This window comes from Legionella sp. 39-23, assembly GCF_001897665.1.
In the GTDB taxonomy this organism is placed as follows: Bacteria; Pseudomonadota; Gammaproteobacteria; order Legionellales; family Legionellaceae; genus Legionella; species Legionella steelei.
Map to the genome: position 1 here is coordinate 1 of NZ_MKTO01000002.1, position 13,437 is coordinate 13,437.

Consider the following 13,437-nt stretch of genomic DNA (forward strand, 5'->3'; position numbering starts at 1 on the left):
TCGTATCAATAGCTGAACTAGGGACTATAACAATGGTAGAGTTTTCTTTTAGCCCCTCATAAAACATATTCATCGCTCTTAAATGCAATGCAACAGGGTTGTTAGTATAGGTTTTAGCCGCTTCGGCAAATTTTTCCGCAACTTGTCGCTCTGAATCCCCAAGAATAACCCGAGCCTGACGCTCTCTTTCCGCCTGTGCCTGCATCGACATGGTATCTTCCAATGCAGGTGGAATCAGAACATCTTTCACTTCAACGGAAATCACCTTAATTCCCCATGGCTCAGTCCGCTCATCGATAATGACTTGCAATTCATTACCTAATTTTACCTCGTCCTTCAAGCATGTCCGAAAGCATTGTTTTGCCAATCACATCGCGCAAGGCAGTTTGGCATGCCCAGCCAATGGCGCTTTCGAAATCGGCTACTTCGAGGGCCGCCTTTTTCGGGTCAATTACTTTCCAAAAGAGGACTGCATCAACATCGACAGGTACTGTATCTTTGGTAAGTGTCTTTTCTGCTTTGAATGCTGTCGTGATAACCCGAGTATCTATCCAGTAAGCAACTACATCAATAATGGGTATAATAAAAATAATCCAGGCCCTCTTAAGGCCTGAAAATGGCCCAACCGCAACACAATGGCTCTATTCCACTGATTTGCAACCTTAATTGAGGCAGAAACAATTACAGCGATAACAACCGCGATGCCCAAAACAAAATAACTTATGTTTCCAACAACACCTGGGGGCAATGCATATGCTAATGCTGCGCCGATCAATAGAATTATGAAAAATATTAATCCAGAAAATAGGCTTTGATTTTGCATTTTAGCTCCCTCTTCTTAATCATCCAGCATCAATACATTGCATTGCACAAAATTAGAATTAATAATATCAAGTATAATACAAATCCCTAATTATATATGAAACATTCATTGAATAGAGAAGATGCAAATACTTTTCGATTTGGCCTAGTTCTTAATGGGATCTCCGATCATTTCCCCATTCAAATCACAGCAAAATGTTCAAACAATCAGAGTTATTCCGTATTCAGTTGGAACTTACTTGCTGATGTTCATTTATACAATGATTTTAAAGACATTAGCGAAAGTCATTTTTTTGAAGAAACGATATCAAAATTATCCACAGATAATATTTATTTCAATGAACGAGCCAATGATCTATTTTATTTCTTTTCTGAACTTAGCCAATATTTATATACAAAATGTGTTAAAAATACGATTGTAATTAACAGACAACTTCTTGATGATTTCGTCTCTCTTGATCAACAAATGTCAAAGCTATCTTGGTCAGCAAACCAAGTAATTGCAAAAAACAGAAGACAACAAATTGAAAAAAGTAGAAAATTAATTATTGAATTGATGAAAGACACAATGCATCCATATGCACATAAGTTTCAATCAGCAATCAAACACTGCATCGAACTTATCCACCAGATTCAAAACCCCAATGGAGTATTACGTTGGGAGTCAAGATTTAAATTAATTAAACACAATAAATCTCTTATTCAACAAATGATTCGAGACGATTTTATTTGTCTACAAGAGTGCACTACCCCTGAAGATATCTACAACTTATTAATTGCACAGGGTAAATCATCGAAGATGCTTGTTTATAGCATTAACAAAAATACAAACGATCATTGTGTATTACTCTATGATGATACTCAATTTAAATTGGTAGGAGATCCTATTTATCATGCTCTGGATGATAAAAAGCCCTGTATTTTTGCTCAATTTAAACATGTGATCACGAATCACAAAGTGATTATAGCTTCTATTCATCATCCCGGAGGTAATCACGATTATGTCAATGAACTATTCAACCAAATAAATCAATTGAGAGTTAGGGATTTCTCTGAGGCTGATTATATGGTAATCGGGGATTATAATCATACAAAAGATTTTTTTAGCCAGCATGGATTAAAATACCCTATATATTATCCCAGTAAATGCACCATGGCAGGAAAGGATTTTGGTAATATTAATCATGCAATAGACGCAGTAATCACTAATTTGGATAAAAAATCAATAAAGGTAACCGTTATTGAAGGATTGCCGGTTTCTCATCCGATACATTGTCCAGTGAACATTATTTTTCAATTAGAGCCTCAATAAATAGATTACTTATATCAATCTTATTTGATGGGTGTACTATCGTATTGCATGTCACAATATCTGTAATACCAGTTTTCATTAGTTCATCATAAGCATTGTTTGCAAACACGGCATGTACAGCGAGACAGATAATATTGTGTATTCCATAAGTTTGGATGTGTTTTATTGTCTCAATCATTGTTCTACCTGTAGAAATAATATCATCTATTAAAACTGGGGTATGATTAGGGTATTGTTCAATCTGTGGCACGGTTGCAGATACATTTGCATCACCAAATCGTGTTTTTTCTACTATTAAATAGGGGGCCTGACTTATTTTAGCAATTTCCGCCACCCATTGGGTGCTTTCCATATCAGGCCCAATTAATAAAGGGTTTTGTACATTGCTCCTTACCCAATGAGCAATATTATCGGTCGCGTGTAACACCTTGGTATCTATAGTAAACACTTCATTTAAAGAATGCCAACGATGCAGATGAGGATCAATTGTAATAAGCCAGTCAAAATAACTGGATAATAACCTCGCAAAATATTTTGATGAAATGCCTTCACCTGAATGAAATTGTATGTCTTGCCGCATGTAGGCAAGATAAGGTGCTATAAGTCCAATTTTATTTGCTCCAAGCTCTCGTGCAGTTTCTACTGCGAGAATTAAAGGTAATGTTTTTGCATTAGGTCTATCAGTACTTAAAATGAAAATAACCGATTTACTTCGTAAATCAGTATCAATTGTTATCATAACTTCTTCATCTGGGAACTGATGAGTCATAATTTTTCCAGCTTCAAAATTTAAGGCATCACAGAGTGTGTTTCTTAATTCATCGGCACCAAATAGGCTAAATGCAACTGTGTTCTTACTCATGATTGTTCCTCAATTTGAAAAATGGTATGACCCTGATGAAGATAAGATAGTGCATAATCAAGCTCCCCTTTTGCTTCGGCGTGAATAATAAAAAGAGGCTCATTCTTTTTAACTATTGAATTGACTTTGGTTAACAGTTCGATACCTGAGGTTTTATAAGTTGGCGCCCCAGCTAATTTTGCAAGACGAGCAATATGGTTGTTATCAATGCTAATAATTTTTCCTGGTTTGGTTGCTTCCACAGTATGCTTATAGTTCGATTGGGGTATAGAAAACATTCCACCTTGGGCCTTACAGATGGCTTCAAATTTTTCTAATGCTTTTCCACTCTCTAAAATTGATGTAGCAATACTTTTACCTGTACCTGATTGAACCTTGGGCGAGAATTCAATAATATGCCCGGCAAGAGTTAAAGCCCGCTCCCTTAAGTCAGAAGGAGCATTTTGATCACCACTTAAAACAGACAATACATCTTGTGCTTCTAATGATGGGCCTATTCCACGACCTACAGGTTGAGTTCCATCAGTAATAATAATGGTTGTTTTAATAGAAAACGCTTGAGCTGTTTTTTCTAGAACGCGTTTAAGGGCATTGGCTTCTTGCAAACTACGAATTTTTGCAGTGGAACCGATTGGGATATCAATAAGAAGATGATTTGAGCCGGCAGCAATTTTTTTAGAAAGAATAGATGCAACAAGCTGGCCTTCTGAATCTAAATTCATTGGGCGTTCAATGCGAATCAGTAAATCATCCGCAGGGCTCAATGAAACAGAACCACCCCAGACAATACACCCATTTTCCTGTTCCACCACCTTACGCATGGTTTTAATATCCAAATTGACTGGTGCAAATACTTCCATAGTATCGGCTGTTCCTGCTGGAGAAGTGATGGCACGAGAAGATGTTTTTGGAATCATCAAACCAAAAGCAGCCACAATCGGTACGACAATTAACGTCGTACGGTTACCAGGTAAGCCGCCAACGCAATGTTTATCAACGATTAAATCAGAGGGCCAGGTTAAGATTTTACCCGTTTTAACCATTGCATGGGTTAGATCAAGTGTCTCTTGTTGGTTAAGTCCTATAGCCGCTGATGCAGAAAGAAACATGGTGATATCAATGTCCGATAAACGACCAGCGCTAAGATCTTCCATAATTTGGTTGATTTCATTTAACCTGAATTCATTCCCATATATTTTTGAGCGTATAAAATTCAATGATTCCAAGGGTCTTGGATGAGAAATAGTAATTACATCGCCGCTTTTCGCTTTCAAGAAACTCCATGCGTAAGTCGAAAGACTTGCTTCATTATGATGTAATAACTCAGACTGAACTGTATTCAGTGTTGCGATCAAGGAATGACCATTTAGAGAGACTCTAACCCGTGCCTGTGCTTGAAATCCTTCTGCATTACAAATATGTGAGTCTTCACGAATGTAAATTACAGGTTCTATATAAGTATTAATTCCCAATAACTTGAGCTTTAATTTTGCTTCATTAACATTCATGATAATGTTTCTTTCTGTAAATAATGCGGAACAACACACGACCAACCCAATTGTTGTTCAATTTTTTCCTTCAGCGAGTTTGCTGCAGCAAGCTCACCATGAGTAATAAATACTTTTTTAGGTGCTTTCTTATAAAAGCTTAACCACTTTAATGTTTCTTCATAATCGGAATGCGCCGATGTATTAGATAATGATTCTACCTGAGCCTGGATTTGAACCATTGCACCATGAATTTTTATTTCTTTTTCTCCCTTTACCATGCGAGCTCCACGTGTGCCTTCGGCCTGGTAACCTGTGAAAAGAATCGTATTCTTGCTATCACCACCATAAGCTTTAATATGAAACAAGACACGTCCTCCAGTGGCCATTCCACTTGCAGAAATAATAATTTTAGGAAAAGGATTATTATCTAATTCTTTTGATTCTTCAGGAGTATTAACATAGGTTGCAATATTATTTAATTGACGGCACTCATCCTCATTTAAGCGCAGGTTCTCAATATGCTTCAGTAAAATATGGGTTGCATTAACTGCCATTGGGCTATCAAGAAAAACGGGAATATCTGGAATGGATTTTTCTTTTTTTAGAAGATAAATATAATGCAACATCGCTTGCGCACGACCAACTGCAAAGGATGGAATCACAACTGTTCCTCCTCGCTGCGCCGTTTTGTTAATAATGTCTTTTAAATAATCTTTGGGATGGCCAGGCTCATGGAGTCGATTTCCATAGGTCGACTCAACAACCAGGTAATCAATATCATGAATCACTGTGGGTGCTTTCATCACAGGATCATGAAGTCTTCCCATATCCCCAGTAAACAAAAGAGAATAATCTTTATGTTGTATACGGATAAATGATGAACCGATGATATGCCCTGCTGGAAGAAACTGAAAACTAAACTCATCAGTAAAATTAACCTGTTGATTAAAAGCAATGGTATCAAAATAATTTAGGGCTTCTTCAGCCTCTTTTTGTGTGTACAGTGGAAATGCAGGAGCATGTTTGGAATATCCGTATTTGTTCGCAATTTCTGCTTCTTCCTCCTGAAGATGTCCACTATCAGGTAGAAGAATGGAGCATAAATCCTTTGTACCTTCTGTGCTATAAATTGTGCCTCTAAATCCATTCTTAATCAAAAGGGGTAAATAACCAGTATGATCAATATGGGCATGTGTTATAAGAACGGTATCGATTGTTGCAGGATCAATGGGCAAGCGATTCCAGTTGCGTAATCTCAAGTCCTTGCGGCCTTGATATAATCCGCAATCCACTAATATTTTTCTATTATCAAAGGATAATAAATATTTGGAACCGGTTACTGTTTCTGTCGCACCAAGGAAGGTAATTTCCATATAATTCCCTTATCATAATTTATATAATTACTTCGGTTCCGAATAATCTATAAAAATTCAATATGGATTTAGTTCGGCAATTCACTCGTAGTGATAACCTAAAAATTAAAATAACCATTTTTTAAATCCGTTTCAAAATCATTAGGCCAGTCACTGCGGTATAACTCATATTGTTTTTTTATAGAATTCTTTTCTATGGTTATCCATACTTGGGCACCGACAATTTGGTTTGGGTCATAACTTGAGCCATTTTCAATGGATATTTTAAATTCCTTAGCAGAATACCCATTTCTATTCAAAACGCTTCTAATGTCTTCTTTTATTGCATCCTCTTCACCATACATTATTTTGTCCTTAAATTGTAATTTAAGATAATTATAGCCATTAATAGCTATATTTAGAGTAATGTATGTTAGTAACAGTGATGGAAAAACCATAAAAAAGCTTTCATTTCTCATTAGGATAAGCGCTTAGAACAGATGCAAAGATGGCTAATACTGGTTAAAGAAAAAGGATTTTTTTTATTATGAACTCATTGAATCTAAATACAGATCTAAAGACTGGACTGGCATCCCAGGAGGCAAAGAAACGACTCACCTCTTTCGGTAAGAATGTTTTGGAAGAAAAGCAGACAAACAATCTTATTAAGTTTCTTTCGTTCTTTTGGGGACCTATCCCCTGGATGATTGAAGCAGCTGTTCTTTTGTCTGGAATCTTACAACGATGGGAAGATTTTACCATTATCTGTCTTATGCTAGGACTGAATGCAGGAGTGGGGTTTTGGCAACAATATAAAGCAGATAATGCCATTACTGCTTTAAAAAATAAACTTGCTTTAACAGCGAGGGTATTGCGCGACCGTGAGTGGAAAAATATTTCGGCAAGCGAATTGGTTCCTGGTGATATTGTTTTAATTAAATTGGGCAACATTATTCCAGCTGATATGAAATTACTTAGTGGTGAATATTTGACGGTCGATCAATCAACCTTAACTGGTGAATCGCTTCCCGTCGAAAAAATAATCGGAGATGAGGTCTATTCTGGCTCCATTGTCAGACTAGGTGAAATGATGGGAATCGTGACTGGAACAGGTATGAACACCTATTTTGGTCGTACCGCCAAATTGGTTGAGACAGCTAAAACAACATCGCATTTCCAGAAAGCAGTGTTAAAAATAGGCAATTTTCTCATTAAACTCACCTTAATCTTGGTCGTTATCATTTTGATTGTTGCACAGCTTAGACACGATCCTTTTCTGCATACCCTTTTATTTGCATTAATTTTGACAATCGCTGCTATTCCAGTAGCATTACCCGCTGTCTTAACAGTAACCATGGCAGTTGGTGCATTAAACCTTGCCAGGATGAAAGCAATTGTTTCAAAGCTTTCTTCAATTGAAGAAATGGCTGGTATGGATATACTGTGCTCAGATAAAACAGGAACACTTACGAAAAATCAACTCACCATGGGCGAACCTGTTCTAATAGAGGCTAAAAGTAAAGAGGAACTGATACTGGCAGCAGCATTGGCATCCGAACAAAATGTTGAGGATGTCATTGATCAGGCAATATTGAACGCACTTCCTCCTATTATCAATTTGAAGAATTTTGAAACACTCAAATTTACTCCCTTTGACTCAAAACAAAAACGGACAGAAGCCACTATCAAACAGGATAATATTTCGTTTCAAGTCGCCAAAGGTGCACCCCAAGTAATCCTTGAATTGGTCCAACAGCCCGAGTTAAAAAAACAAGTGGAGAATGCAGTAGATCAATTGGCAAATGAAGGATATAGGGCATTAGGCATCGCAAGAAGAGATAATGATGACAAATGGCACTACCTTGGATTAATCGCATTATTTGATCCCCCAAGAGATGATACGTTACAAACCATTCAATCTGCTAAGAATATGGGCCTGGAAATTAAAATGCTTACTGGGGACCATGGCTCTATTGCGAAAGAAATTTCACATAAGATTGGCTTGGGAGAAAATATCGTTTCTGCTGCGGAACTGTTCAATGAGGGTGATCCAGCAATCAGTCAACTTGAACGAGTTGATGGCTTTGCTGAAGTATTTCCAGAGCATAAATTTAAAATTGTAACCATTTTACAATCAGATGATCATATCGTTGGAATGACAGGGGATGGCGTAAATGATGCCCCAGCCTTGAAACAAGCGGATATCGGGATCGCTGTTGGCGGTGCAGTTGATGCGGCGCGAGCAGCCGCAGATTTAGTTTTAACCGAGCGTGGACTCTCCGTTATTACGCGTGCAGTTGAAGAAGCCAGAAAAATTTTTGAACGGATGAATAGTTATGCAACATTCAGAATTGCTGAAACAATTCGAGTATTACTATTTATCTCTGCCAGTATCGTTGTTTTTAATTTTTATCCTGTGACGGCCGTGATGATCGTGCTACTTGCTATTTTGAATGATTTTCCTATCATGATGATAGCCTACGATAACGTGCCCGTTGCTCGATATCCTGTTCGGTGGAACATGCACCGTGTCTTAATTATCAGCACAGCATTAGGCATAACGGGTGTTATTAGTACTTTTATATTGTTTTACGTTGCCAAAGATTATTTCTATTTGTCCTTTTCAGTGATTCAAACCTTTATTTTCCTAAAACTATTAGTAGCAGGTCATTTTACAATCTATGTGACTCGAAATACGGGATCCATTTGGCAACGTCCATGGCCTAATTGGCGGCTCTTTTGTACCATTGAGCTGACCCAAATACTTGGAACATTGGCAGCAGTCTACGGATGGTTTGTTACTCCAATAGGCTGGAGTTATGCTTTACTCATTTGGGGTTATGCACTGGTTTGGATGTTCATAGGAAGTACTGTGAAATTGTTACTTTATAAGACCGTTATTACTAGAGATCACTACCAATAATCTTGATGCTGAAAAGGAGGTTCATATTATGACAATGGACAGTTTTTTATCAAAGAAGTTACAACAATTTTCAATTTTAGATTTAGGGCTGGTTAAATGCGTCTATTTGGTTGTTGGATTATTAATCTATTCATTATACCCTAAGCTATCCGCTTTAAATTGGTGGTTTTATCTTGCTTTAACTCTCCTTTGCTCTATGCCTTTATGGATTCATCTTTTTTCACAAAAAGGTAATTTATTTGAGAAAATGCACAATTATCTAAAAACAAATAATCCTTCAAACCAGGTATTGTTAGCTTTGGCAATGTTTTTCTTAGCTCTAATGCTTGGAACTCTATTACCATTTCTTATAAACGCCCATTGGTGGGTATATGTTGTTGTCATTGCTATTTTAGCGATAAAACCATTAACTGTAACTTGGTTTTGGTAACAACTTATCCCACTGTGTGCCTGGACCTAAGATTAACCTCTTGATTTGATAAGCCTTCATCTTAAAAGTTTACTAAACTTAATATATAGGAGGTGAGTTTATTATGAATAACATAAAAGAATGGGTTCTTGGGATAATATCTGAACTTTCTTTCTTTGCCTTTTTATTCTATACCCAGTATTTACTGAAAGTTGATGGCAATTTATGGATAAGTTCAATAATACTTTGGTTATTATTAAACATATCTATTGTACTATGTCCTGTTGTAAGGAAGTGCTATAAGTAAGTGCCAACAACCGTTTGAAGCAAATTATCCTGCAATCTACAAGGAGCCTGAGAGATGGAATTTTGTGCGATTGATCCCATATATCTAAAAAAATAGAGTAGAATGATGATGACAAACACTCTTTCTCAAGAATTGCTTCATAAGATGGATGCCTATTGGCGCGCTGCCAACTATCTATCAGTTGGCCAGATTTATCTCTACGATAATCCACTCCTTCGAGAACCACTCAAGCTATCACATGTAAAACCATTTATTGTTGGGCACTGGGGCACGTTACCTGGCTTGAATTTCATCTATGTACATTTAAATAGAGTCATAAAAAAATACGATTTAAATATGTTCTATATCGCAGGTCCTGGTCATGGCGGTGCTGCTTTAGTAAGTAATACCTACCTTGAAGGAACCTACAGTGAAATCTATCCAGACATCAGCCAGGATGAAGCCGGGATGCAAAAGCTGTTTACACAATTCTCTTTTCCTGGTGGGATTTCAAGCCATGTTGCGCCAACAACACCTGGCTCAATTCACGAAGGTGGAGAATTGGGATATTCGCTGAGTCATGCCTTTGGAGCTGTTTTCGATAACCCCTGTCTTATCGTTGCCTGCGTCATCGGTGATGGTGAAGCAGAAACAGGGCCCTTAGCAACCGCTTGGCAATCCAATAAATTTCTCAACCCTATTACCGATGGCACAGTACTGCCTATTCTGCACCTCAATGGTTATAAGATAAGTAACCCAACTGTATTGGCTCGCATCACTCATGAGGAACTGGAGCAGTTTCTACGTGGATGCGGCTGGATACCTCACTTTGTGGAAGGTGATGAGCCAGAAACAGTACATGAACTAATGGCCACTACCCTTGACAAGATCATCAAAGACATCCAGAAAAAACAAAAGAAAGCGCGGAGCACAAATGACTCCACTCGCCCACGCTGGCCCATGATAGTCCTTAAAACACCTAAAGGTTGGACTGGGCCGAAAATAGTTGATGGTCTGCAAATTGAGGGAACATTTCGTTCACACCAGGTCCCTCTTTTGGTTGATGCTCAGAATCCTAGTCATCTTAAACTGCTTGAAAAATGGATGAAAAGCTACAAACCAGAAGAGCTGTTTGATGAACATGGCCAACTTCTTCCAGATTTAGCCGAACTAGCCCCTAAAGGTAATAGACGGATGGGTGCTAATCCTCACGCTAATGGCGGCATTCTGTTGCGTGACTTGCGCATGCCAGACTTCCATGCCCATGCCGTGCAAGTACCTTCACCAGGTGCCGTGGCTGCACAAGATACCCTTGTTTTGGGTGGTTTTTTGCGTGATGTCACCAAGCTCAATCAGGATCAACGAAACTTTCGTATCTTTGGTCCTGATGAGACCCTTTCAAATCTTTTAGGTACTGTCTTTGAAGCAACCAATCGCCAGTGGGACGCTATAGAAGTAAAAGAGGATCAATTTCTTGCACCATCTGGACGTGTACTAGACTCGATGCTTAGTGAACACCAGTGCGAAGGTTGGCTAGAGGGATATCTTTTGACTGGTCGACATGGGTTATTCAACAGTTATGAGGCATTCATTCGCATAGTCGACTCGATGTTCAGCCAACATGCCAAATGGCTAAAAGTATGTTTGGAACTACCCTGGCGTCTGAAGATTTCATCACTGAATATTCTTCTAGCCTCACACGTCTGGCAGCAAGATCACAATGGCTTCACCCACCAAGATCCTGGCTTTCTAGATCATGTTATCAATAAGAAGGCTGACATAGTGCGCCTGTATCTTCCACCGGATGCCAATTGTCTGCTTTCGGTGGTGGATCACTGTTTGCGTAGCCGAAATTATGTCAACGTTGTGGTAGCTGGTAAACATCCCCTACCGCAATGGTTAACTATAGATGCAGCCATAATTCATTGCACTGAAGGTGTTGGGATATGGCAATGGGCTAGTAATGATCAGGACAGTGAACCCGATATAGTGATGGCCTGCTGTGGCGACACACCTACTCTTGAAGCTCTAGCTGCAGTTTCCATTTTGCGGCAAAATCTTCCCAATTTAAAGATTCGATTAATCAATGTTGTCGATCTGATGAAGCTAGTGCCCAACACCGAACATCCACATGGATTAAGTGACAAAGACTATGATTCGCTATTCACAAAGAATAAGCACATTATCTTTGCATTCCATGGATATCCATGGCTTATACATCGATTAACCTACAGGCGTTTCAACCGCAATATTCATGTCCGAGGTTATACAGAGGAAGGAACAATCACCACACCTTTTGACTTAAGAGTTCAGAACAAGTTAGATCGTTTCAACTTAGTGCAAGACGTAATTGATAGATTACCTCATTTGGGCTCCAAAGGGGACTATCTGAAACAAATGATTCAAGACAAGCTCATTGAGCATAAGCAATACATAGACAGATACGGTCAGGATATGCCAGAAATCCGAAACTGGAAGTGGAACAATGCGGCACAGTAGATCAGCCCTCTACTAGATCACTGATTAAATTATTGCATTTTGTCCTGACGCCAGCCTGGCGTACACAATTTGGGTTAACTTTTAGTGAGGCAATACATATTAAAACAGGTATCCATATTAAGAAACATAAACTCTCGCTCACGCGCGAAATTACTTTTAATTCAATAGATAGAATGATTCCTATCAGAAATGAAATCAAAAAAAATATTTTGTCTGACGTGGAAAACTAACTAATAGACAAAGCTTGGTCCAATTTTTTAGCTATAAAAGAGTTAAGCTTGACTGGAATCATGCATTAATCGAACAAGGTATGCCACTAAAAAAGTCTTGGCGTTATCTATACGCAAGGCAGATGTATCAATACTTACTGCCGATGCTGGGCAACTACCAAACCTGTTTGGTTTTACAGGATGAATTGGGTATAAAATCCTGCAACACATTATGGACATATCTTCATAAGTAAATCAAAGCTGAAAAGTGCATTATTTTCCATCAATAAATGCATCAAAGATCTAAAGATATATTCCCATGCCAGTAAAGCTGACACACGCCATATATTGAATCGCCTAAAAGCATCAGCGGAAAGGACGGTCAATCTTTTGTCACAGCCACCTTAGCTACCAATGAATCATTCAAACGAAATAATGAATGGCATACCATAGTGGAATGGCATCAGCTAGTTCTATTTGGAAAACTGACTAAAGTCACTGAATATTTAAAGAACGGTTCAAAGGTATACCTTGAAGGTAAACTACGTTCCAATCAATGGACTGACCAATGAAGGTAAAACACATCAAACCTTAAGCATCTTTGTCAGTTACTCAACTCACCCAAATTAGCTGATGAATCCAGCGACAACACCGCAGAGCACCATATGGCGCAAATACGAGAGCTGTTGCAACCCGATTCATAAGCACCGTTTTAATCCCCCCCGACAACGGGAGCAAGCTCCCGTTTGGGATTGTTCCCTTCACAAAAGGAGATAATCCCATGCCCCCCCTTCAATTTATGTCGCTTGTTTAGCTTCATACAGTAATGCCATCCTACATGGTGTTTGGATAGATGCGACACAAAGCGAAGATGACATCATGGAAGAAATCTGGGAAATGCTGGATAACAGTACTGAACAGGATGCTGAAGAATACGCCTCATTTATCCAAGAACATGGAGAGCTGGGCTTAGCCATTCGCTGTAACTATTCTATGATGATGCAAAAACCATGTTGGAGGATAATTACCAAAGTTATTATGATTCAGAGGTTGATTTTGCCGAGCAGTTATTTGATGAGTGTTACGCTCATCAATTACCAGATAATATCATCTGTTATTTAGATTATGATGCTTTTGCTCGTGACCTTTTTATCAATGATTATTTTTCAGTGGAGTTTGGTGGAAAACTCATGTTTTTTCTTGGAGCTTACTCTTAATCTTAGTGAATATGAATGGCGTTGATTGCTTAGACTATCCTCTTGAATTATAGTTA

12 protein-coding genes and 2 pseudogenes are annotated in these 13,437 nt (G+C 38.4%); 7 read left to right on the forward strand and 7 right to left on the reverse strand.

What is annotated here, in order from left to right; all coding sequences use genetic code 11:
• The 3 genes from BGO44_RS00130 to BGO44_RS00135 all read right to left on the reverse strand — a co-directional run.
• The coding region (locus tag BGO44_RS00130; RefSeq protein WP_286822644.1) for an SPFH domain-containing protein at positions 1-340 on the reverse strand (340 nt) is incomplete at its 3' end.
• Entirely contained in the window at positions 315-593 is a 279-nt protein-coding gene (locus tag BGO44_RS18530) for an SPFH domain-containing protein (RefSeq protein ID WP_353743523.1), read from the reverse strand. The genes BGO44_RS18530 and BGO44_RS00130, both read right to left, overlap by 26 nt.
• Positions 563-823 (reverse strand): hypothetical protein, encoded by a 261-nt coding sequence (locus tag BGO44_RS00135; protein WP_068310989.1) that lies wholly within the window; start codon positions 821-823, stop codon positions 563-565. The genes BGO44_RS18530 and BGO44_RS00135 overlap by 31 nt, the downstream gene beginning before the upstream one ends.
• Before the next feature lie 108 nt (positions 824-931).
• On the opposite strand from BGO44_RS00135, the gene BGO44_RS00140 reads away from it, so the two are divergent.
• A complete protein-coding gene (locus tag BGO44_RS00140; RefSeq protein WP_273198979.1) occupies positions 932-2,134 on the forward strand; it encodes a hypothetical protein in 1,203 nt (400 codons plus the stop codon).
• On the opposite strand, the gene BGO44_RS00145 is transcribed toward BGO44_RS00140, so the two are convergent.
• The 4 genes from BGO44_RS00145 to BGO44_RS00160 form a co-directional block, all read right to left on the reverse strand.
• A complete protein-coding gene (locus tag BGO44_RS00145) occupies positions 2,109-2,996 on the reverse strand; it encodes a ribose-phosphate pyrophosphokinase (RefSeq protein ID WP_273198980.1) in 888 nt (295 codons plus the stop codon). The genes BGO44_RS00140 and BGO44_RS00145 overlap by 26 nt on opposite strands.
• The gene (locus BGO44_RS00150) at positions 2,993-4,504 is read right to left on the reverse strand and encodes a thymidine phosphorylase family protein (RefSeq protein ID WP_058511951.1); all 1,512 of its coding nucleotides are present in this window, start codon (positions 4,502-4,504) and stop codon (positions 2,993-2,995) included. The genes BGO44_RS00145 and BGO44_RS00150 overlap by 4 nt, the downstream gene beginning before the upstream one ends.
• Positions 4,501-5,859, reverse strand: a complete 1,359-nt coding sequence (locus tag BGO44_RS00155) for an MBL fold metallo-hydrolase RNA specificity domain-containing protein (RefSeq protein ID WP_273198981.1) — start codon at positions 5,857-5,859, stop codon at positions 4,501-4,503. Before BGO44_RS00155 ends, BGO44_RS00150 begins: the two co-directional genes overlap by 4 nt.
• 98 nt (positions 5,860-5,957) lie before the next feature.
• Positions 5,958-6,203 carry a hypothetical protein gene (locus tag BGO44_RS00160; RefSeq protein WP_058512460.1) on the reverse strand — a complete coding sequence of 82 codons (246 nt, stop codon included), beginning with the start codon at positions 6,201-6,203 and terminating at the stop codon, positions 5,958-5,960.
• A gap of 182 nt (positions 6,204-6,385) precedes the next feature.
• Between BGO44_RS00160 and BGO44_RS00165 the strand changes: the two genes are divergently transcribed.
• The 6 genes and pseudogenes from BGO44_RS00165 to BGO44_RS00190 all read left to right on the forward strand — a co-directional run bounded on the left by BGO44_RS00165 (position 6,386) and on the right by BGO44_RS00190 (position 13,381).
• On the forward strand, positions 6,386-8,761 hold the full coding sequence (locus BGO44_RS00165) for a plasma-membrane proton-efflux P-type ATPase (RefSeq protein ID WP_273198983.1): 2,376 nt from the start codon (positions 6,386-6,388) through the stop codon (positions 8,759-8,761).
• A 28-nt stretch (positions 8,762-8,789) separates the two neighbouring features.
• Positions 8,790-9,191 (forward strand): hypothetical protein, encoded by a 402-nt coding sequence (locus tag BGO44_RS00170; protein WP_058511948.1) that lies wholly within the window; start codon positions 8,790-8,792, stop codon positions 9,189-9,191.
• A gap of 388 nt (positions 9,192-9,579) precedes the next feature.
• Positions 9,580-11,955 (forward strand): phosphoketolase family protein, encoded by a 2,376-nt coding sequence (locus BGO44_RS00175; RefSeq protein WP_058511947.1) that lies wholly within the window; start codon positions 9,580-9,582, stop codon positions 11,953-11,955.
• 455 nt (positions 11,956-12,410) lie between these two features.
• A pseudogene (locus tag BGO44_RS00180) lies at positions 12,411-12,521 on the forward strand (phage integrase N-terminal domain-containing protein); the annotation flags it as partial.
• Positions 12,522-12,529: 8 nt separating this feature from the next.
• Positions 12,530-12,736, forward strand: a complete 207-nt coding sequence (locus tag BGO44_RS00185; RefSeq protein ID WP_237760532.1) for a single-stranded DNA-binding protein — start codon at positions 12,530-12,532, stop codon at positions 12,734-12,736.
• A 223-nt stretch (positions 12,737-12,959) separates the two neighbouring features.
• A pseudogene (locus BGO44_RS00190) lies at positions 12,960-13,381 on the forward strand (antirestriction protein ArdA).
• Positions 13,382-13,437: the final 56 nt, after the last annotated feature.

Excerpts from the sequence above, each read along its gene's own strand:
- BGO44_RS00165 (WP_273198983.1), top strand. The coding sequence starts at position 6,386 with ATGAACTCATTGAATCTAAATACAGATCTAAAGACTGGACTGGCATCC.
- BGO44_RS00135 (WP_068310989.1), bottom strand. The coding sequence starts at position 823 with ATGCAAAATCAAAGCCTATTTTCTGGATTAATATTTTTCATAATTCTA.
- BGO44_RS00150 (WP_058511951.1), bottom strand. The coding sequence starts at position 4,504 with ATGAATGTTAATGAAGCAAAATTAAAGCTCAAGTTATTGGGAATTAAT.
- BGO44_RS00160 (WP_058512460.1), bottom strand. The coding sequence starts at position 6,203 with ATGTATGGTGAAGAGGATGCAATAAAAGAAGACATTAGAAGCGTTTTG.
- BGO44_RS00170 (WP_058511948.1), top strand. The coding sequence starts at position 8,790 with ATGACAATGGACAGTTTTTTATCAAAGAAGTTACAACAATTTTCAATT.
- BGO44_RS00155 (WP_273198981.1), bottom strand. The coding sequence starts at position 5,859 with ATGGAAATTACCTTCCTTGGTGCGACAGAAACAGTAACCGGTTCCAAA.
- BGO44_RS00175 (WP_058511947.1), top strand. The coding sequence starts at position 9,580 with ATGATGATGACAAACACTCTTTCTCAAGAATTGCTTCATAAGATGGAT.
- BGO44_RS00145 (WP_273198980.1), bottom strand. The coding sequence starts at position 2,996 with ATGAGTAAGAACACAGTTGCATTTAGCCTATTTGGTGCCGATGAATTA.